We start from the raw sequence: 21163 nt of genomic DNA on the forward strand, positions 1-21163 counted from the left end.
CCGGTCGTCATGTCGGGTCCCGTCCCAGGCTCCCTGCACCGGCGGCGCGTTCGTTGTCAGTGGCTCTCGCTAATCTCCCCGCATATCGCAGCTCAGGGGCTTTCGTGGCCTCTGGTTCGAGCTGCGCCGGCAACTGACGGACAGGCGGAGGGGCACGGCTGATGGCGTGGCTGGCAGCGGGTGAAGGGTACGAGATCACCCTTGAGGACGGGCGTGTGGCCGCACGGCGCGCCGGGGGGCGGCAGTTGAAGACGCTGCCGAAGGCGTTGCGCGACAGTCCCGAGGTCGACAGGCTGCGACGGCTCGCCGAGTGGCTGGACCGGCACGCGGCCGCGTGCGTGGCCCAGGTGGACGCCTGGATGGTGTCGTCGCTCCCGGTGCCGACCGAGCTGATCACGCGGGTGTGGCCGGACGAGGCGTGGCGGGCGGCTCTGCGCGACATGGCGGTCGTGGGCGACGACCCGGACGAGGTCGGCTTCCTGCGGGACGTCACCTCCGACGGGGAGCTCAAGGTGGTCGACCTCGACGGCGAGACCGTGCGGTTGGCGCCGCGGACGGTGACGATCCCGCATCCCGTGCTCCTTCCGGACCTCGACGACGTACGCGACTTCGCGGCCGACCTCGGCATCACCCAGAAGGTGGAGCAGATCCACCGGGCCACCTGGGTCAGGCCGGACCGAACGGACCGGTCAGGCGGCGCGGGAGGGACGGACGGGCCGGGTGCCGGGCATCCGACAGCGACAGCGACGGCGACGGCGACGGCGACGGCGACCGAGGTACGGGACTACGCGGGCGGGAAGTTCGCCTCGCGCTTCGGACTCGCGGCGCGCGCGACGGGTCTCGGCTACCGGGTGTCCGGCGGCTACGCCACGTGCAAGGTGCGCGACGGAGGCCGCAGCACGGAGGCGTCGGTGTGGATCGGCGAGCCCTACTGGGACGGGGAGTCGGAGACCGGCGGGCTGAGCTGGCACGACGGGGACGGCCGCGCGGTGCGGCTGCACGAGGTCGGGCCGGTGGCCTGGTCCGAGGGGATGCGCATGGCCGCTGCGCTGTACGCCGGCCGCACGATCGAAGAGGGTGGGGACGCGTGACCGGCACGGGCGAGAACGACAACAAGGAGCTGCTCGCGGCGGGGGCGGTGCTCCCGGCCGACGCGCGGGGAGCGGGGCCTTCGGCGGTCGAGCTGACCGCGCGGACCTATCGTCACGCGGTGCTCGGCGAGGACCGGGTCGTCGTCCGGCTGACCGCGGCCGAACTCGGCCCCGCCGAGGACCTCGCCGCCGGCTTCCTCGGGCTCGAGCCCGAGGGCGAGCCCGCCGTGGTGGGTCTCGGCCGGCGGCAGGAGCTCGGTTTCCCCGAGTGGGTGCTGGTGCACCACCCCGAGGACGGGCATCACGCCCTGGCGGTCGTGCCGGAGCTGGACCGGCTGGCCCGACAGGCCAAGACCAAGCCCAAGGCCGCCCTGGACGCCTGCCATGAGCTGGCCGGGCGCCTCGCCTCGGCCGTCCCGCACTTCCTCCCCGTCTTCTACGAGCAGGCCGCGCGGGTGTTCCTCGGCGTCGAGAACACCGCGTACGCGGGCCAGCTGTTCGGCCGCGCCCGCGCCAGCGAGGCGCAGCACGGACTCCCGGTCGACGCGGACCGGCTCGACGCCGTGTTCCTGGAGTTCGCTCTGGCCGGCGCGCTGCCGGTGAAGGTGCTGACCGGGTACGGCAAGGACCTGGCCGCCCGGCTCGCCCCCGTGGAGGCGTACGAGCGGTTCAGGCGGCTGTGCGTACGCCGGACCGCCGGCGGCCTCGCGCCGTCCGCCCAGGCCGCGGTGGAGCTGAAGCGGCTCGCCCGCGCCGCGGACCTGTCCGGTGGCGAGGCGGAGCAGGACTACCTCTCGGAGCTCCTGCCCCTGCCTGCGACGCTGCGGGCCGCCGCGGGCTGGTGGAAGTCGCACCGCGGCGCGCTGATCGCGCTGGCCCGGCGCGTTCCGTCCGTGCGGGGCGCGCTGCTGTCGATGATCCCGCCCGGGGACAGCGGGGACATGACCGAGCTGTGGCTGGGGATCCTGGCGGATTCGGGGGCCGACGCCGGTCTCACGGACGCGGACCTGCCACGCGAGGAGCAGTGCTCCGACGGCGCGGCGGGCTGGCTGGAGCGCTTCCACGTCGCCCGGCACCGCGGCTGGGGGCCACGTCCCACGCCGCCCGCCCTGCTGGAGCTGGTCGAGCGGGCGGCGGGGCGGCTGCGTGCCGACCTGGCGGCGCGGCCCGAGGCCGAACGGTTCCTGCGGATCGGTGTCGAGGACGTGAACCTGCTGGACCTCCTGCTCTCGCTGGGGATCGCGGTCGCCGACCCCGAGGAGAGGCCCGCCGGAAACCGGCGCGGCGACGCCCTGAACCTGTCGGACTGGGCGCGCGGCGAGGAGCCGCGGGACCTGGTCGCGCTGGCGGCCGACCCGCGCTTCCGGCCCGCCTTCCGGCGCGGGGCGAACAGCTACAACAGCGCGTCCGCCGGTGCGGACGTGATGCGGCGGCTGGCCGCGTCGCCCGGCGGCCGTCCGATGCTCACCGAGTGGATGCGCGAGGTGGCCGACGCGTCGGTGGCGGCCGGGCTGCCCGGACTGCCGAAGGCGATCGAGCGTCTTTCGTGGCTTCCCGCCGAGGCTCTCGCGCTCGCGCCGCAGGAGGTCGCTGCGGCGGCCGGTGCCGATCTCGGCGAGGCCGTGGCGCGCACCCTGCGCGGTGGACTGTGGGAGGAGCTGCGCTGGCCCGCGTGGGAGGAGGCGCTGGCGGAGCTGACGCCCGCGCGCCATACCACCGACGGTCTGACCGTCGTCGAGGCCTGGCCGTACCTGATCGTCGCCAACTCGACGCAGGTGCGCGTCATCGACGCCGAATCCACCGTCCTCGTGCACGATCTGCGGGTGCCCACCGCCTCCGTGTGGCGGACGGGCTTCCATTACGTGGACGGCGCGCTGCTGGTGTTCTGGAGCACGTACGGCCGCGGCGAGCCGCAGGGCTACTGGCACACCGCGCCGGACGCCGTGTTCGCCCTCGCGGGCTCCGACTACTGGACGATGCGTTCGGATCACCTCAGTCTGCCGCTGCCCGGCGGCGGTCGCACCACCGGCGGCGGGGTCCTGCACAGCGGTGACACGAAGCTGCCCGGGGAGCGGGCGCTGATCTCCGACGGCACCTCGTACTGGGTGTGGCAGGACGGGAGCGGGCAGGACGGTCACGGGCAGGACGCGGGCGCCCGGGACCGGGGCGGCTGGCTCGAGTACGACCCGTTCGGGGGCGCGTACGGCAGGCGCTCGCAGCCCGGCTTCCTCGCCGACGCGCTGCTCGGGCACGCGCCGGGTGCCGAGTTGGCCGCCGGTTCGTCCTGGCTGCGGCCGGCCCCCGCGGTGGAGGGATCGGTCCAGGGCGCGTCCGCGGACGGACTCCTCGGCTGGCGCGTCGTGCGGCTGCCCGACGGCGGGCGTCACGGCGAGGACACCACCGGACGGTCCGTCACGCTCCCGAAGGGCGCCGACGAGCCGGTCGCCGCGCTGACCTTCCCCGGGGACGACCGGCCGCGGGCGCTGACCCGACAGTGGCGTGCGCTGTCGCTCTGCGACCCGGAGGGCGTGGTCACGACCACGGCCCACTGCGACCACCGGAACGAGCTGTACGGGACCGCGGGTCAGGCGCTGCCGCCGCTGCCGTACCTGTACATGCTGCGTGCGCGTGATCCTCAGGGTTCGGCGGCGCTGCGGGGCGCCGACGCGGAGTCGGCGGGAGTCCTGCTGAAGGCGGCCGTGGTGGCGGAGCGGGCCGCGGACCTGCCCGACCTGGTGAGCGCCGCGCTGCCGCAGGTCTCGGCGCCCGAGCTGATCGCCGGCGTGGTGAAGGTGCTGCGCTTCGCGGTGCGGCAGCAGAAGGCGCTGGACGCCGTGGCCGCACGTCTCGACCCGGCCGCGGCTCCCGCGGAGCCCCCCGTCCAGGGGCCGAGCGACCAGCTGATCGCCAAGGCGCTGCGCGGCGTCGTCGGCTCCGGCTACTACCGCTACGGCGCGGACGACGACGTGACCCACCGCTATCTGGAGGCGTTGGCGTCCGTCCGAGCGGACACCGCGGCCGTGGCGCTGCCGGGTCGGCTGCACTTCGACCTGCCGTCGCTGCCGTACACCGGGCTGCCGTTCGTCGAGCTCCTGGACGAGCCGGCCGCGATCGCGTACCGGGCCGTCGCGCCCGGCAGCGACCCGGCGCACCGGGCCGCCCTGCTCGCCGTCCTCGGGCAGGTCGACGCGCTGGGGCTGGCCTCGACGGCGGCGTCGGCCAGTCGCTGGCGCCGGGTGCTGGTCCATCTGGCGACGCCCCACCTGCACACGCCTGACGGTCAGGAGCGCAACGCCGCGCACCGCAGTGTGCTGCCGTTGGGCGGTGGCGCTGCGCTCGGTATCACCGAGCACACGTCGGGCGTCGACGACGGGCGGGAGTTCGGTGCGCTGCTGCACGACCCGAGCGGTCGCTTCGCGGTGCCCGGCCCCTACACGCTGCGCGGTGACGCACCGGTGGGCGACCGCGCGCGGGGCGCCGACTGGCTCGCGGTCTTCCTCAACGAGGCGCGGACCCGTGCGGCGCAGGCCGGTCCGACGGCCGACAGGTCGCCGTCGTACGCCGCGGAGGCGCGGACCCGTGCGGCGGAGGCGCCGTTCCTGCCGGAGGCCGCGGACGAGTTCAGCCGCCTCACCGGCGTGTCCGGGGCGCTGGCCCGGATCGTTCTCGCGGGCATGCCCGACGTGGACAGCTGGGAGAACAACTTCCTGCCGGCCGAACTGCGCAAGGTGCTCGGCCTGAAGGTGGCCGAGGCGGCACACGCCCGCGACGAGCTTCGCGCGCTCACGGTCGAGGTGCGCCGGGCGGTGATCGCGGCGCTCCTGCCGCACGACCCGGCGCGGCTGTGGAGCGAGGGCCCGGACGTGGTCTCGGCGGCCGCCGTGTGGAACGAGAGGGTGGGACAGCGCCGCCAGGTGCCCGACTGGCTGGCGGCGGAGGCCGCGCGTGCCGCGCGCGGCGGCTGGCCCGCGCACCGGGCGCTCCCGGCGCTGCTGGACCCGGCGTCGTCCCCGGAGCTCGGCGTCGACGCGCCCTGGCGCATCGAGGGCGACCGCCCGGCGCCGGTGACACCCGCCGAAGCGCCGTTCACCTCGGCGGTGCTCACGGGCTCGATGAGCCTGACGGCCTGGCTGGCCCACCGGCTGCCCGCCGGCGATCCGGTACGGGCGGCCCTGCCCAGTGCCCTGACCGCCGTGCGGCAGCGTCTGGCGGCGCCCGAACTGCTGCTCTCCGTGGGGCACTACACGAGCCTTGCGGACTTCCGGAAGGTGGCCGGGGCGCCGACGGAGACGGCACCCGACCACGAGCGGTACGGCGCGGTGCTCATGGCCACGCAGGACGGCCAGCCCCAGCCGGCCGTGCGGCCCGTCCTGCTGGACTCCACCGGATCCGACCCGTATCTGGTGGCGCTGCGCGGCGCCGACCAGGAGCCCACCGGGGTCGAGACGGCCCTGCGGCGGGCGCACGATCCGGCGTTCGCACGGCTGCTGGCCGACCCGGGAGCGCCCGCGGCCGGCGGGACGGACGACGAGGGCATGTGGTGGCCGCAGGATCCGTCGCGTTCGGTGCCCGAGCTGGTGGCCGAGGTCGCCGGGGCTCGCGGTCTGGGCGCCGACGCGGCGACGCTGTACCTGATGCTGCTGGCCATGCCCGACCCGACGGACCGCAACACCGCGCGGTGGACGGGGTGGAAGCCGGCCCGCCTCAGGGCGGCGCGGGCGGAACTGGAGGCCACCGACCTGGTGGTGTCGGCCGTACGGGCCCGGGCCGGACGTTCGCTGTTCCTGCCCGGTGCCTGGGCCGAACAGGCCTCGCCCGTCCTGCCCGTCGAGCGGTGGAAGCTGCCGATGTACGGGGCGGGCGTCGGCGGCCGGCCGCCCCTGGGCGCCCTGGTGCCGACCGAGCCGGCCGCGGAACTGTTCGTCCGGGCGTGGCGGCGGATCCTCGACGGCGACGTCCCGCGCTTCGAGGAGCTGAAGGTCCGGCGTACGCGGCGGCGGCGCTGAGTCGGCGCCGTCCGAGGAACCCCCGCTCAGGAACCGCCCCCGGGGGACCCCAGCCGAGGCACTGCGGCTCAGGCACCGCCGAACGGCACCTGAGCCGCCGCTGACCGGCCGCGCCGCCGTCAGCACGGCGCGGTGCGCCCGCCCCCGGGTGCGCCGCGCCCGTCCCCGACCCCGCACACACGCACGCACACGCATGCACACGCATGCACAAGCATGTTCAGTCACGTCCGGCACGACCGGGCACGTCCGGGCACGTCCACGCTCGTCCCAGCACGTCGACCCACGAAGAAGGAAATCCGCATGACCGTCACCGAACAGACCGCCCCGGTCCGGCAGGGCCAGCCTGCCGAAGAGCGCCACGCCGCCGAGCTCGCCTTCCTCGCCGCTCAGGACCCCGGCCCGCGGCCGCCCGGCTGGGCACTCACCCCGCGTGCGGTCGTCACGTTCGTCTGCGGAAGTGACGGCCTGGAGCTGGCCCTGCCCGGGCGTCGCGCGGGTCTGCCGTCGAAGATGACGGTCGCCCCGAAGTTCGTCGGCGAACGCGCGCTCGTCGAACGGTGTGTGGTCACCCTCGCCGGAGAGCGCGGGCTGCTGCTCACCGGCGAGCCCGGTACGGCCAAGTCGATGCTGTCGGAACTGCTCGCGGCCGCCGTCAGCGGAACCAGCGCCCTGACCGTGCAGGGCACCGCGGGCACGACCGAGGACGCGTTCCGTTACGGCTGGAACTACGCCCTGCTGCTGGCCCAGGGGCCTACCCCGCAGGCCCTGGTGGACTCCCCCGTCCTCGCCGCCATGCGGACCGGGCGCGTCGTGCGGGTCGAGGAGATCACCCGCTGCCTGCCCGAGGTGCAGGACGCCCTGGTCTCCATCCTGTCGGACCGGCGGGTCAGCGTGCCGGAGCTCACCGCCACCGAGGACGCGGTCGTGCGCGCCGCTCCCGGCTTCACCGTCATCGCCACCGCCAATCTGCGCGACCGGGGCGTCTCGGAGATGTCGGCCGCACTGAAGCGCCGCTTCAACTTCGAGACCGTGGACCCGATCGCCGACGCCGACGCCGAGGCGGTCCTGATCCGTCGGCAGGCCGTCGCCGCCGTGCAACGGGCGGGCGCGGCGTTCGCCGTCGACGACGCCGTTCTGGACGCCCTCGTCACCGTCTTCCGCGACCTGCGCTCCGGCCGCTCGACCGAGGGCTGGGACGTGGAACGGCCGGGCACGGTCATGTCCACCGCCGAAGCCGTGCAGGTGGCGGCGTCGTTGGGAGTCGCGGCCGCCTACCTGCCCGGCGGGGACGTTCTGGACCTGCTGCCGGGCCATCTGCTGGGCGTGGTCCGCAAGGACGATCCGGCCGACCACGCGCGCCTGCTCGGCTACTGGGACGGACCGGTGCGCCGCCGGGCCGAGAACGGCTCGGCGATGTGGCGCCGGCTCTGGGACCTGCGCGGGAGCCTGCGTTGACGACCGTCGATCCCCGGGCGGCCGTGGACGCGCTGGCCGCGTCGCGCGCGCCGTACCTGCTGGGAGTACGCCACCACAGTCCGGCACTCGCCGCCGTGCTACCCGCCCTGCTGGAGGAGGCGCGGGCCGAGGTGGTCTGTGTCGAGCTCCCGGCCGATTTCCAGCCCTGGCTGGAGCACCTGGCGGACCCCGAGACCTTGGCCCCGATCGCCCTGGCCGGGGCGGGCGAGGACGGACGGCTGTCGTTCTACCCCTTCGCGGACTTCTCGCCGGAGCTCGCCGCGATCCGCTGGGCCAGGGCCCGCGGGGTGGAGGTCGTGTGCTGCGACCTTCCCCTCGGCGACCCGGGCTGGTCGGCCGAGGCACCGGGGCCGATGCTCGAAGCGAACGGGAGCGAGGCCGCACGCCCGGGCGCCGGTGCCTCAGCGCGCGCCGGTGCTTCCGCGGATGCCGCTGCTTCCGCGGATGCTGCGGATCGCCTCGACGCGGGTCCCGCCGACGGTACGGCGCGGGGCCGGCGCCCGTACGCCGAAGCGCTCGCCGCCGCCGGGACCGGCCGTGCCGGCGACGACCTGTGGGACCGTGCGGTGGAGGTGCTGGCTCCGGGCTGCACCCCGGACGCGGTGCGCCGAGCCGCCCTGGGAGTGGGGTGGGCCCTGCGCACCGACGCCGCCGTGCCGGCCACCGACCTGGCGCGCGAGGAGCGGATGCGGCAGGTGATCGCCGCCGCCGCGGCGGACGGACGCCGGGTCGCGGCCGTGATCGGCGCCTTCCACGCACCTGCGCTCCTCGCATCCGCCGAGGCGCGGGCCGGAGCCGGGGCGGCTGCCGGTGTGGGGGCGGCATCGGGGGCGCAGGCCGGAACGGGCGCGTCCTCCGACGCGGCCTCGGCCACGGCTTCCGAGGCCGGTGACGAAGCCTCAGCGACCGGCACCGGCGCCGGAGAAGCGGGGGCCGCGGCGCGCGCGGACTCGGCGGTGACCTCGCTCGTTCCGTACTCCTTCGACCTGCTCGACTCGCGGTCCGGCTACCCCGCCGGAATCCGCGACCCGTTGTGGCAGCAGGCCGTGCTCGCCGCGGCCGGCGACCCGGAACGGATCCGGGAGGCGGCTGCCGACGCGGTGACCGGCCTGTGCCGGGAGATGCGCCGTGCGGGTCACACCGCGGGAACCGGTGAGGCCGCCGAGACCCTGCGCCTCGCGTACGACCTGGCCGCCCTGCGCGGGCTGCCCGCGCCCGGGCGCGGCGAGCTGCTGGAGGCCGTCACCACCGTCCTCGGGCAGGGCGAACCCCTCGGCCGGGGCCGGGCCCTGGCCCGCGCGCTGGAGGCCGTGTTCGTCGGCGCCGCGCGCGGCCGGATCAGCCCGCACGCGCCGCGGTCCGGACTCGGCCCCTCGGTCGAGGCCGAGCTCGCCGAACTGCGCCTGCCCCGCCCGGACGACCCCGACCGGCGCGACCTGCGCCTCGACCCGCTCCGTTCGCCCCTCGACGGCCGCCGTGAGGTCCTGCTCCAGCGCCTGCTGGTGATCGGCGCTTCGTACGGCGAGCCCCTCACCGTGGCGAGCACGGGCGACGGCACGGCGCTCGGCACCAAGTGGCGTCTGACGTGGACGCCGTCCGTGCCCGCGCGCCTCGACCTCGCGGGAGTGCGCGGGGTGACCGCGGCCCAGGCCGCCGCCGGCACGCTCGCCGCGACCGCGCGCCGCGAGGCCGCCGAGGGCGGCCCCACCCCGGACCAGATCCTGGCCGGGCTGGCCGCCGCCGCGCGCTGCGACCTGCCCGAACTGGTCGACGCGCGCCTGGACGAAGCCTCCGCCGTACTGCCCGCCAGCGCCGGCCTGCCCGAACTCCTCCATGCCCTGGACCTGTTGGAGGGGCTGCGGCGTGGCCACTACCCCGGCGCCACGCACGACGCCCGCACGAGGGCCGGTGCGCTCACGGAGGAGCTCCTGGAGGCCGCCGTCCGGTCCCTGCCCGGCCTCGCCGGGAGCGACAGCGCCGCCGACGCCGGGGCCCTGGTGGCGCTGGCGGACCGGGCGGCCAGCCGTCACCTGGGACTACGACTGGACCGGGCCCTCGCCGAGCTCGCCGCGGAGGGCTCCCCGCTCGTTCAGGGCGCCGCCCTGGCCGTACGCGTGCTGCTGGACGTGGACGACGCGGCCGGGCTCGGCGAGCGTACGGCCGGCTGGATCGACGGGGCCACGACCCCCGACACGCGCCGCGCCCTGACCAAGCGTCTCTCCGGAGTGCTCACGGCTGCCGGGCCCCTTCTCCAAGCGTCACCGGGCGCCCTCGGACCGCTCATGGACCGCATCGACACGCTCGCCGACCAGGAGTTCCTCGACCGGCTCCCGGCACTGCGCGGAGGTTTCGACACACTGGCCCCGGCCGCGCGCGACCGGCTGCTCACCACCGTCACGGAGCGGCTCGGCGACCGGCTCGACCTCTCGCTCGACGCCCCGCCGGAGCTGCTCGTCCTGTGGGCGGCGGCCGACGCGGCGGGATCGGCCGCGCTGAAGGCCCTGGGCCTGGCGGTCTCCGACGCGGCCGACCGTCCCCGACCCGCGATCTCGACCGGGACGCCGCCCGACACAGCCCCCGAGACCAACGCCACTGCCACTGCCACTGCCACTGCCACCGAAGGCGCCCCCGCGCCCGCGGCGGACACCCTGGCCGCGGGCGACGCGGACCGGCGGCAGCTCGGCAGTGCCGACCGCTGGCGGCTGCTGCTCGGCCGCCACAAGGAACGGCTCAACGGCCAGGCACGCCGTTACGCCCACGCCCTGGACGAGCTCTACGGTCGCGGGCGCGGCGAGGGCGCGCAGGACCTGGACGGTGGCGCGCCCGGTCAGGGGGGTGGCCAGGACCCGTCCTTCCCCACCGCCCGGGAATGGTCGCAGGAGTTGGAGGCCCTGTTCGGCGCCGACGTGCGCGAGGAGGTCCTCGCGGAGGCCGCCGACGCGGGACGTACCGACGTGCTGGCGCAGCTCGACCCGGCGGCGGTGCGCCCCTCGGTGGAGCTGCTCGGTTCGGTACTGTCCCTGGCCGGAGGCATGCCCGAGGCCCAACTCGCCAGGCTGCGCCCGCTGGTGAAGCGGCTCGTCGACGAGCTCGGCCGAGAGCTGGCCACCCGACTTCGTCCGGCGCTCTCCGGTCTCGCCACACCGCGCCCCACCCGACGGCCCGGCGGGCGGCTCGACCTGGCCCGTACGCTGCGGGCCAATCTCGCCCGCACGCGACGGACCGACGACGGCCGGCTCGTCGTCGTACCGGAGCGCCCCGTGTTCAGCACACGGGCGAGCAAGGAGGCGGACTGGCGGCTGGTCCTCGTCGTCGACGTCTCGGGCTCGATGGAGGCCTCGGTGATCTGGTCGGCCCTGACGGCCGCGGTCCTGGGCGGGGTGCCCACCCTGTCGACGCACTTCCTGGCCTTCTCCACGCAGGTCGTCGACCTGACCGACCGGGTCGAGGATCCGCTGTCGCTGCTGCTCGAGGTCCGGGTGGGCGGCGGTACGCACATCGCGGCCGGTCTCGCGCACGCGCGTTCGCTGATCACCGTGCCGAGCCGCACGCTCGTCGTCGTGGTCAGCGACTTCGAAGAGGGCGCACCGCTCGGCGGGCTGCTGGGCGAGGTGCGTGCTCTGGCCTCCTCCGGCGCCCACCTGCTGGGCTGCGCGGCACTCGACGACACCGGGACGCCGCGCTACTCGGTGTCGGTGGCGCGCCAACTCGTCGCGGCCGGCATGCCGGTGGCCGCTCTCAGCCCGCTCGCCCTCGCCCGCTGGGTGGGCGACCGCCTCCGTGGAGAAGCCCGTTGAGCACCGAACTCCTGCCTCCGGTCGCCCCCGAGGTCCTCGCCGACGCCGTGGAGCAGCTCAGCGCGCGGCTGCGGAAGAAGCTCGACGCGGCGATCGCCGGCTGCGCCGACCGGGCGGTCGCCCCGGCCGACGGGGCGGTCGAGGTCCGCTTCGGCGAGGACGCCACGGTCACGCTGCGCCCGGGCCCGTCCGGCGCGGTCACGACCGCGGAACAGGCCGCCTGTACCTGTCTGCTGGCCCCGCGCTGCCTGCACCGGGCCGCGGTCCTCGGGGCGGCCCCCCTCGCTGACGGGGAGGGCGACGCGGTCGGCGCACACGACCCGGGCGCCGACGAGGCCGTCGGCTCGCACGCAGGCCCCGGGTCGGACGCAGGACCCGTGTCGGACGCAGGACCCACCTCGTGCGCAGCACCCACCTCGGTCGCAGGACCCCTCTCGGACGCAGGCCCAGGCACGGATGAAGGCCCCAGGGCAGGAGAGGGCTCCGGAGACGGCACGGTTCCCGGGCGGAGCGGAGGCTCCGGCGCCGGCGCCGGCCCTGCGGACGGATCGGCCACACCCGCGAACGGCCCGGCGAGCACCGGCGACGAGGCGCCACCTGTCGCTCCCGTCGGAGCGCCTGCGGACGGCCGGCGCCCCGTGGCCGGCGTGACCCCGTCCGTGGATGTCGGGAAGGGCCTGCCGGTGCGCGCGGGTGCGGCCCGGGCAGTCGCTCCCGCCGCCGTCACCGCGGCGCAGGTGCGCGCCGCGGCGGCCCTGTGGGAGGCCGCTGCCGAGGCGCTGTCCGCAGGGGTCACCGCGGGTGGCGCCGTGGTGCAGGCGGAGCTGCTCCGCGCCGCCCACACGGCTCGGCTGGCCGGGTTGCCGCGGGCCGAGGCCGCCGCGCTGCGTGTCGTACGAGGCCTGCGGGCCGCGCGGGAGCGGAGCGAGGGGCAGCGCCTCGGCGACCTCGCGGAGGCCTTCCGCGAGCTGCTGACCGGTGCCGCGCTGCTCGTCTCCGGGTCGGCAGGCACGGGTGCGACGGGCTCCGCCCGTCGGGTCTACGAACAGGGCGGCAGCCTGCGGGTGTACGGCCTGTGCCGGGAGCCGGTGCTGTCCGCGACCGGGTACGGCGGGGTGACGACACACCTGATCGGTGCGGACGGTGCCGGTTACACGGTGTCCGACGTTCGCCCCGGCGGCCTCGCCCGCGTGCGGGGTGCGGGGTCCGCGTCCGTGGCGCTCGGCGGCGGCGTGCTCGACCATGCGGGGCTGGCGCGCGGGGGTCTGCGGATCGTCGGCGCGACCGTCTCCGCGGACGGACGGCTCGGAGCAGGGAAGGGGGTCGGAGCGACACCGCTGCGCGGGGTGGACTGGTCCGAGGAGCCTGCCGCCGCGCTGTTCGGCCGGCCCGTCGGGGAGGCGATGGCCGCCGTGCTCGCCGACGGCGCACCGGAGGCGGGAGAGCCCGGCAGGGCGGCGACGCGTCTGCTGGGCTGCGACGTCGAGGTGGTCGGGGCGGCCGGTGACAGTGTCGTCGTCCGCGTCGCCGGGGAGGGGCCGCGGCTGCGGCTCCGCCCCGCGCACGCCCACCCGGAACTGCCGCACGCCGCCAACCTGCGGCGGATCGCGGAGCACCCCGGGCTCGTTCTGCGCGTGCTCGGCCGTCCTGACCTGGACCGGGCGGCGACGCTGCGGCCCCTGGCGGTCGGGCCGGTGCCGGGGTCGTCGGCCACGCTGCGGCTGCCGGACGAGTGGAAGGGCCGTGCCGACCTGGGCTATGACCGGCTCCAGGGCGCGCACTTTCCCCGCGAGGTGGCGGGGGCCGTGGCCTGCGGGCCGGTGACCGCTGGGCCCGACCCGCTTGCGGACGCGCCGCTGTGGCGGGTGCGGCGACTGCTGGAGACGGGCGTGGCGGGCGGCCGCCGTGCCGTGGCGGAGGCCGGCCGCGGGGCGGACGCCGCCTCGCTCGTCACCCGGCTGACCCGGGCGGGGCTCGGCGGCGCGGCGCACCTGGCGCAGGCCCTGACGGCGGAGGCGGGCCGCCGCCCGCGCGACGCCTTCGGGCGCCTGACCGACGCCTCGGCCGATGCCTATGCCAGGGCCTGGCTCGCCTCGGCCGTCCACCTCGCGGCAGCGGAGCGGGCGTTGGTGGCCGCGTCCTGGTCATGAGCCGACGCCACGCCCCCGGGCGGCCCCGGCCGCTCGGGGGCGGTCGGCCGTCGACGGGCTCCGGCGCTCGCCCCGCCGCGTAGGCCGAGTTCGACCGCGCGAGCCGTGCCGCGTCCGGAACTCCGGCTGCCGGCAGGTTCCGTGGGCGTGGAAGGGTTGCGGCGCCGAGGGCTCGGAGGGGTGGGACTCGGGCCACGAGACCTCTCGGCGCGTCCACGGGCGCGGGGCGAGCGTCCTGGCGCTCGCAGCAGTCGGCCGCGGCGCAGGTGAGAGCGCGTGCCGCTCGCCGACGAAGCGGACGACGGCCCTCGAAGGGCGCCGCGCCTGGCGGTCCCCCGCGAGGGCCGGATCACCCTCAGGGAGAACCGCCCGGCGCAGCGTACGGCTCAGGCCGAGGAGGTCAGGGGCTGAAGATGAAGTCGTACGCGAAGGCCCAGCGCTGGTTGTCGCCGTTGTTGCAGCTCCACAGCTGGGCCCCGGTGCCCCACGTGCCGGTCTCCCAGCCGTTGATCTCCAGGCAGCCGGCGTAGGCGCTCTTGAGCTCGGCCGTGGACTGGCCGTTGACGTTGCGCCAGTGGTCGAACCACCAGAGCTGGTTGCGGCCGTTGTTGCACTCCCACTGCCCGACCGCGGTGCCGTCGGAGGTCGACGGCGGCAGGCCCGGCAGCTCCAGGCACAGGCCGGAGTTCCGGTTGACGATCTGGAAGAAGCCACCGCCGACGTGGTGGAAGACCCAGTTCTGGTTGTCGCCGCCGTTGCAGCCCCACACCGCGGCCTGGGCGCCCCACTCTCGGGTCCACCTGGGCATCTCCAAGCACGTTCCACCGGCCAGGTTGGTGACGGTCGTCATGTTGGTGGCCGGAGCCGCACCGGCCGGAGCGGCCGTCGCGGCCAGGCAGCCCGCCAACAGTCCGAGCGTGCACATCATGCGCACGAAGAGTCGTTTCACCGATGCCCCCTGGGGTCAAGTCGCCTACAGAGAAGTGATCTTGGCCGTGCGATCGCAGCGTATGCGCACAGATGTGCGGAAGGGGGGACTCCACGAGACGTGTCCGGGAAAAGCCGCCCGTCCTGGGCTCCACGCCCTCGTGCGGGCTGTGTGGCGAGGGAGGGACCGACTCGTACGGCCCATCCGGCGCGCCGTGTGGCGGACCGGGCCGTACGGTCGCGGTGACACCCACAGGACGGGTGTGCCCCGAGGGTGGCCCCGCGTACTTCGCACGGCGCGGGGCCGCTGCCGAGGTCGGCGAGGCGGTCCAGGACCGCGCGGGCCCGGTCGGGCAGCAGGATCCGGTCGCCGTGGGCGAGCCGGTGCAGCGTGTCGCGGCGCCCGGTCACGTCCTCGATCCGTTCGGTGAGGCGCCGGTGCACGTCGCCCACGGCGGCCGCGAACCGCTCGGGATCGGCGTCGAGCAGGTCCCCGATCTCGGCCGGCGGCACGCCGGCCCCGGCAAGGGTCCGGACCTTCCGGACGACGCTCTACCAGGCCGTGGACGACTGACGAGGACCTGCTGAACGCCTGTGCCCGGCTGCGCAGTTGGCACCGGCGACGGATACCCGGACAGAATTCGCGGGCGTTCGGCCGAGGCGAGGACCTATCGTGCCCGTCATGATCGATTGGATGAGCGTCGAGGCCGCCGACTGCGCCGTGCCCGCTGACCAGCCCCTGGACGAGCTCGTCCGCGAACTCTCCCGCGCCCTGGCGGATCCCGATCCACTGGTCCGGGACGGCGCGCCCTACACCGTGCTCGCCACCTGGATCGCTCGCGGGACGATCGGGGCGACCCGACGGCTGGAACTGGGGGACGAGATGGCCGCCCGGTTCACCGACCGGCGGATCGAGGCCCGCACCTTCGCGCCGCTCGTGCTCGACATGGTGGTCGCCGCAGGGGACTTCAAGGCCGGCTGGGTGGACGCGTTCGAGCAGTGGTACCCGGCGGAGCAGGACCTGCGCGGGCACGACGAGGAGCTCGGCTGGCTTCACGCGGTGGCGCACGGCGCGGACCTCCTGGCCCGCTTCGGTCTCCACCCCGAGGTGGCGCCGGTGCGGATGCTGGACCTCGCCGCAGCGCGGCTGACGGCGCCCACCGGCCACGTCTACGACCAGATGGAGGACGACCGCCTGGCCCGGGCGATCGCCCGGGTCCTCACCCGCACCGACCTGAGCGAACGGGACGCCGTCGGCTGGCTGGAGCCGATCTCCGACCGCTTCGGGGCCGACCGCATCAGCACTCCGGTGCCCGCCCACACCAGCAACTGCCTGCGCACGCTGCGCCTGCTGTACGTCCTCGCCGACCGGGGCGTGCGCCCCACCAGTGAACTGCCCGCGGAGCCCGTCCACCACCGCGACGCAGTGAAGTCCGGGGTGGCCGCGGTCCTCGACCGTATCGTCAGGCGCTGACCGGCGACTCCGGCTCCCGTGACGGCGAGGCCGTTGCCCACGACGTCGTGGGCGGCGAGTCCGTCACCGACGCTCCCTGATCGGTGGCCTCAGGAAGACCGCCCGCGAGCACGCGCTCTCGCGGCGTGGATCGCAAGCCCGCCCGCGCCGCTCACTCCAGCTCCTCGGGAGGGACGCACAGGACGGGGACGGTGGACATGTGCAGGAGCTTGTGCGGGGTCGAGCCCAGGAGCGCTCCGCGCATCGGGCTCTCGCCCCAGCTGCCGACCACGATGACGCGCCCGGCATGGCGGTTCGCCGCGTCGATGAGGGCCTGGGCGGGCTTCTCGTCGATCACCTCGACGACGGTCGGCACACCCGCCCGGTCGGCCTCGGCGACCGCGTGCTCCAGGCCGGTGCGGCCGGCCTGGCGGATGGCCTCGTAGTGGGACGCGTACTCCTCGCCGACGGGGCCGGGAGGCGCTGCCCCGTACACCAGCACGAGCCGTTCGTCGAAGGCCGCCGCCACCTCGATCGCGAGGCGCAGCGCCCGGGCGGCACCGGGGGATTTGTCGTAGCCCAGGACGACCGACATGTCAGGACTCCTTGCGGGGGCCGCGGCCGTGGACCAGGTCGGGGTCGGCCACGCTGGGCCGCTCCTGCCAGAACGCGGGGGCCCGCAGGCGCCACACGATCATGATGATCACTCCGGCGAGGGCGATGCCGATGCCGATCACGAGCGGGGGGCCGAGGCCGAGCCACGAGGTACCGCTGTACGAGTTCTCCGGATCGGACATGTCGGCGACCGACCGCACCAGGAGCCACGCGAGGAGTCCGGAACCGACCAGCGGGCCGAGCCCGATGAACAGGAAGTTGTGGACGCTCTCGAAGAGGTGGCGACGGTAGTAGACCACGCAGGCGAGGCCGGTGAGCGCGTAGTAGAAGGCGATGAGCAGCGAGAGCGCGGTGAGCGAGTCGAAGAGGGCGTTGGAGCTGATCCGGCTCACCGCGAGGTACCAGGCGATGGCGATGGCGGCGACCCACCACGTACTCACGTCGGGGGTGCGGAAGCGTGGGTTGATGTGGCCGTACGGGGAGGGCAGCGCCCGGCGGCGGGCCATGGACAGCGCCGTACGCGAGGCCGGGATGATCGTCGTCTGGGTGGACGCGATGGCGGAGGTGGAGACGGCCAGCAGCAGGATCCAGTCCCAGCCGCCCATGACGTCCGTGGCGAGCTGCGCGAAGATGAACTCCTCCTCGTCCGCGTTGTCGGCCAGGAACGCCGGACCGGCGTAGGCCACGACGGCGAAGCCCACGGACACGTAGGTCACCAGCAGGATGACGGTCGACCAGAGCCCCGCCTTGCCGGGGGCGGTGGCGGAGTCCTCGACCTCTTCGGTGAGGTTGACCGCCGACTCCCAGCCCCAGTAGATGAAGACGCCGAGAAGCAGCCCGCCGGTGAGCGCCGCACCGCCGGCACCGAACGGATTCAGCCAGCTGAGTGCCGGTTCGACAGCGTCGTACTTGCTCGTGTCGCCGTAGACGCTGTGGAGCGCCACGCCCACGAAGATCAGCAGGCAGGCGACCTGGGCCAGGATGAGGACGTTCTGCACATGGGCCGACAGCTCGGTGCCGATGACGCACACGGCGGTCATGACGAGGATGAGCAGCACGGTGAGCAGTTGGCGGACGAAGGTGTTGTCCACCCAGCCGTCGAGGCCGAACGCGAGCAGGGCGAAGCTGACGGCCACGTCGGCGAGCGAGCCGACGACCAGGACGCCGGTCATCGTGATGGCCCATCCGCCGAGCCAGCCGGCCCACGGCCCCATGGCGCGGGTGACCCAGGAGAAGGTCGTGCCGCAGTCCTGGTCGACCTTGTTCAGGTAGTAGAACGCCGACGCGATGAGCAGCATCGGCACGAAGGAGGCGACCATGACGCCGGGGGCGTAGATGCCGGCGAGGGCGACGATGGGCCCGATCACGGCGGCGAGGGAGTAGGCGGGAGAGGTGGCGTTGAGCCCGATGACGAGTGCGTCGACGAACCCGATCGCGTTGGCCTTCAGTCCCACGGGCCGCCCGGCGGGTGCGGCGTCCTCTGCGGCCATGTTCCCTCGCTCCCGTCGAGCCGGACAGCACAGCGAGACGTACGCCTTCATCGTAGGGAGGCTCGATCCGACGTGCATGCGCAGGCACGGCGCACGAGCGACGCGGGGGAGGCCCGCGACGCCGGTACGGCCTGTGCCGCCGTCGCCGCTCACGCAGGACCCGGGCGCCTCGAAGTCCGAGGGTGGACCAGCCCCGGCCGTCGCCCGAGCCTTGCCGGACCTATCGACATTCGATAGATTCCCATCGTCACTCGATGGAGGGATGGGTCATGGGGAAACTGACAGTGCGTGCGCTGCGCGCCGTGCTCGCGGTGGTGCTCGCCGGCACCGTGCTCGTACAGGCGTTGATGGCGTGGACGCTGATCAGCGGGAACGACCCGGAGGACGGCTCGCTCCCCCTCACCCCGTTGCGCGTGATCACGATCCTGGGCATGGCGTCGGCCCAGGTGGCCCTGGTCTGCGTGTGGCGGCTGGTGACGATGGTGCGGCGCGGAACGGTCTTCTCCCACGCCGCCTTCCGATACGTGGACGGCGTGATCGGCGCGATCGTGGCGGCCGCCCTGCTGTGGTTCGCGGTCACGGGCATCAACGCACCGGGCCAGCGGGACGACCCGGGCGTGACCGTGATCATGGGCGGGATCGGACTGGCCATCCTCGGGGTCGCACTGATCGTGCTCGTCCTGCGGATGCTGCTCGCCCAGGCCGTCGCGCGCGACGTCGAGGCGACGCAGATGCGGGCCGAGCTGGACGAGGTGATCTGATGCCCATCGCCGTCGACATCGACGTGATGCTGGCCAGGCGGAAGATGTCCGTGGGCGAGCTGGCGGACCGGGTGGGGATCACGCCCGCCAATCTGGCGGTACTCAAGAACGGGCGCGCCAAGGCCGTGCGCTTCGCGACCCTCGCCGCACTCTGCGAGGTCCTCGAGTGCCAGCCGGGAGACCTGCTGCGCTGGGAGGGCGAGGACAGTGCCGACGGATGACGCACCGCACGACAGAGGCCAAGTCGCCCGGCGGCGGCCGGGACCGCCGGCCCGACGACCGGGCAGGCGTGACCCGAATCGGAGCCGGTCGTTCTTCAGGACATGAAGAAGATCATCACTGCCGCTGCGCTCACCCTCACGGGCCTCGCCATCGCAGCCCCGGCGCACGCCTCCGGCGTCGGGAACGTCACGTCGGCCCTGCCCGTCGACACCTCCACCGTCACGCAGGCCCTGCCGGTCGATCCGAACGAGATGAAGCCCGATGGTGACGGCCTCATTCCCGTCGGCGGGACCATCAGGAACCTGAACGCCACGTCCTGAAGGGCGGATCCCGCCCCGACCGGCCGCCCACGGACAGCCCGCGGCCCGGCACGACGGACCCTCGCGAGGAGCGGCGAGTCGGCGGGCCGGGTGGTGAAGCGGCAAGGGCCCCGGTGGATGAGGGAGCGCAGCCCGCGGGCCTGCGGTGTGCCGCTCGCACGGTTTGACCGATTTGATCTAGATTTCCCCGCTATGGGAGCAAGTAGCGGAATCAGTCGCCGATGGGTACTGAAGGCCATCCCCGTCGGCGTGCTCGCGGCGGCGACGGACGGGGCCCTCGCGCGACCTGCCGTCGCTGCCTCGACGGCCTTTCCCCAGCCCGTCGTGTCGACCCCGCGGGCGGTGCTCGGCCCGATGCCGGCCGTGCTCGACCAGACGCTCGACGTCCGGTACACGGAGACCCTGATCCCGGGCTACGGGAACGTCACCACGCGTACCTACAACGGGACGATCCCGGGGCCGACCCTGCGCCTGCGCGCCGGCGACACCCTTCGGCTGACGCACGTCAACGGCCTGCCGCCGAACCAGCCCCACGACGGCAATCACAACAGGCCGCACCACGCCAACAGCTTCAACCTGCACACCCACGGGATGCACGTCTCGCCGTCCGGGAACGCCGACAACGTCCTGCTCGAGTTCGCGCCGCGCACCGCCGACGAGGCATCCGCGGGCGCCCCCGAACCCCACTACGTGACCACCATCGACGTGCCGGCCGACCACCCGCCGGGGACCTACTGGTACCACCCGCATCTGCACGGAGCGACGGCCGAGCAGATCGTCGGGGGCATGGCCGGAGTGATCGTCGTCGAAGGCGACGTCGACGAGGTGCCGGAGCTCAAGGCGGCCGCCGACCTCGTCGTCTGCGTCAACGAACTCAAACTGAAGGACGGCAAGGTCCCCGCCTTCACCGCGGGCAACTGGGTGGCCGGCATCCCGTCCACCTTCACCGTCAACGGCACGGTCAACCCCACCCTCACGATGCGCCCCGGCGAGGTCCAGCGCTGGCGCCTCGTGGCCGCGACCGCGTTCACCGCCCTCCGGCTCACGGTGACCGGGGCCGACGGCGACCTGACCATGCACCAGATCGCGCAGGACGGCGTCACCTTCGCCACGCCGGTCGCCCGCGACCTCGTCAGCCTGGCCATGGGCAACCGCGCCGACGTTCTGGTCCGCGGCGGCCCGCCGGGAACGTACGAGCTACGGGCCGACGGCGTGGCCGGACCGCTGATGACGATCCAGGTGACGGGCACGCCCGTCGAACCCGTGATGCAGCTGCCGGCCACCCTGCCACCCGGCAAGCCGTTCCTCGACGAGAACGACATCGCCAACCCCGAGGCCGACAGGGAGGTCGTCCTCCACGCGGACCCGGGCGTCTTCGGAGGCGCGTTCCCCACGGCGTACCGCATGCTGGGAAGCAACCCGACCCCCGCCGCCGACCCCGGGGGCGACCTCACCCGCGATCCTGCCTACGGCCTGTTCGACCCCGCATTCGTCAACCACACCCTGGAACTCGGGACCGTCGAACGGTGGACCGTCCGCACGGACGAGGTCAGGGGGGCCTTCAACCACCCCTTCCACCTGCACACCAACCCGATGCTCGTCACGCACAGGAACGGCGAACGGCTCGACCCGCCGGTCTGGCACGACACCGTCGGCCTCGTCGGCGGCTCCCCCGGCGACTCCGTGACCTTCCTGGTCAAGTACGAGGACTTCACCGGCCGTGCCATCGCCCACTGCCACCACCTCCACCACGAGGACCTCGGCATGATGCAACTCGTCGCCTACGTCGAACCGTGAAGACCGGGTGGGGGCGAGACGTCTCGCGCCCCGTCCCGCCCCCACCTGTCAACCCGCC

Annotated in this window: 14 protein-coding genes; 11 read left to right on the plus strand and 3 right to left on the minus strand. The window is 74.6% G+C overall.

Features of this window, described 5'->3' with window-relative positions; genetic code table 11:
- Window positions 1-161: 161 nt before the first annotated feature.
- The 5 genes from AB0M16_RS10505 (at window position 162) to AB0M16_RS10525 (ending at window position 13520) form a co-directional block, all read left to right on the plus strand.
- The gene (locus AB0M16_RS10505) at window positions 162-1091 is read left to right on the plus strand and encodes a DUF4132 domain-containing protein (RefSeq protein WP_365341003.1); all 930 of its coding nucleotides are present in this window, start codon (window positions 162-164) and stop codon (window positions 1089-1091) included.
- Complete coding sequence (locus AB0M16_RS10510; protein WP_365341005.1) at window positions 1088-6097, plus strand: DNA-binding protein; 5010 nt, start codon at window positions 1088-1090, stop codon at window positions 6095-6097. Before AB0M16_RS10505 ends, AB0M16_RS10510 begins: the two co-directional genes overlap by 4 nt.
- A gap of 300 nt (window positions 6098-6397) precedes the next feature.
- A complete protein-coding gene (locus tag AB0M16_RS10515) occupies window positions 6398-7552 on the plus strand; it encodes an AAA family ATPase (protein ID WP_365341007.1) in 1155 nt (384 codons plus the stop codon).
- Window positions 7549-11370, plus strand: coding sequence for a DUF5682 family protein (locus tag AB0M16_RS10520; protein WP_365341009.1), 3822 nt, complete (start codon window positions 7549-7551; stop codon window positions 11368-11370). The genes AB0M16_RS10515 and AB0M16_RS10520 overlap by 4 nt, the downstream gene beginning before the upstream one ends.
- Window positions 11367-13520, plus strand: a complete 2154-nt coding sequence (locus AB0M16_RS10525; RefSeq protein WP_365341011.1) for a hypothetical protein — start codon at window positions 11367-11369, stop codon at window positions 13518-13520. Before AB0M16_RS10520 ends, AB0M16_RS10525 begins: the two co-directional genes overlap by 4 nt.
- Before the next feature lie 400 nt (window positions 13521-13920).
- Here AB0M16_RS10525 and AB0M16_RS10530 read toward each other — a convergent pair whose 3' ends face one another.
- Complete coding sequence (locus AB0M16_RS10530) at window positions 13921-14469, minus strand: RICIN domain-containing protein (RefSeq protein WP_365341013.1); 549 nt, start codon at window positions 14467-14469, stop codon at window positions 13921-13923.
- Between the two features lie 221 nt (window positions 14470-14690).
- On the opposite strand from AB0M16_RS10530, the gene AB0M16_RS10535 reads away from it, so the two are divergent.
- Window positions 14691-15035, plus strand: a complete 345-nt coding sequence (locus AB0M16_RS10535) for a hypothetical protein (RefSeq protein ID WP_365341015.1) — start codon at window positions 14691-14693, stop codon at window positions 15033-15035.
- 94 nt (window positions 15036-15129) lie between these two features.
- Entirely contained in the window at window positions 15130-15921 is a 792-nt protein-coding gene (locus AB0M16_RS10540; RefSeq protein WP_365341017.1) for a DUF2785 domain-containing protein, read from the plus strand.
- Between the two features lie 151 nt (window positions 15922-16072).
- Here the strand turns inward: AB0M16_RS10540 and AB0M16_RS10545 are convergent, their stop codons facing one another.
- Window positions 16073-16495 carry a universal stress protein gene (locus AB0M16_RS10545; RefSeq protein ID WP_365341019.1) on the minus strand — a complete coding sequence of 141 codons (423 nt, stop codon included), beginning with the start codon at window positions 16493-16495 and terminating at the stop codon, window positions 16073-16075.
- 1 nt (window position 16496) lies between these two features.
- On the minus strand, window positions 16497-18005 hold the full coding sequence (locus AB0M16_RS10550; RefSeq protein ID WP_365341021.1) for an APC family permease: 1509 nt from the start codon (window positions 18003-18005) through the stop codon (window positions 16497-16499).
- Window positions 18006-18274: 269 nt separating this feature from the next.
- Between AB0M16_RS10550 and AB0M16_RS10555 the strand changes: the two genes are divergently transcribed.
- The 4 genes from AB0M16_RS10555 (at window position 18275) to AB0M16_RS10570 (ending at window position 21105) form a co-directional block, all read left to right on the plus strand.
- Window positions 18275-18766, plus strand: a complete 492-nt coding sequence (locus AB0M16_RS10555) for a DUF2975 domain-containing protein (RefSeq protein ID WP_365341023.1) — start codon at window positions 18275-18277, stop codon at window positions 18764-18766.
- Window positions 18766-18987 carry a helix-turn-helix transcriptional regulator gene (locus tag AB0M16_RS10560; RefSeq protein ID WP_365341025.1) on the plus strand — a complete coding sequence of 74 codons (222 nt, stop codon included), beginning with the start codon at window positions 18766-18768 and terminating at the stop codon, window positions 18985-18987. The genes AB0M16_RS10555 and AB0M16_RS10560 overlap by 1 nt, the downstream gene beginning before the upstream one ends.
- 102 nt (window positions 18988-19089) lie before the next feature.
- Entirely contained in the window at window positions 19090-19308 is a 219-nt protein-coding gene (locus AB0M16_RS10565; RefSeq protein ID WP_365341027.1) for a hypothetical protein, read from the plus strand.
- Between the two features lie 192 nt (window positions 19309-19500).
- Window positions 19501-21105, plus strand: coding sequence for a multicopper oxidase domain-containing protein (locus AB0M16_RS10570; protein WP_365341029.1), 1605 nt, complete (start codon window positions 19501-19503; stop codon window positions 21103-21105).
- The last annotated feature ends 58 nt before the right edge of the window (window positions 21106-21163 follow it).

Origin of the sequence: Streptomyces sp. NPDC051921, assembly GCF_040680975.1 — a bacterium.
GTDB lineage: Bacteria > Actinomycetota > Actinomycetes > Streptomycetales > Streptomycetaceae > Streptomyces.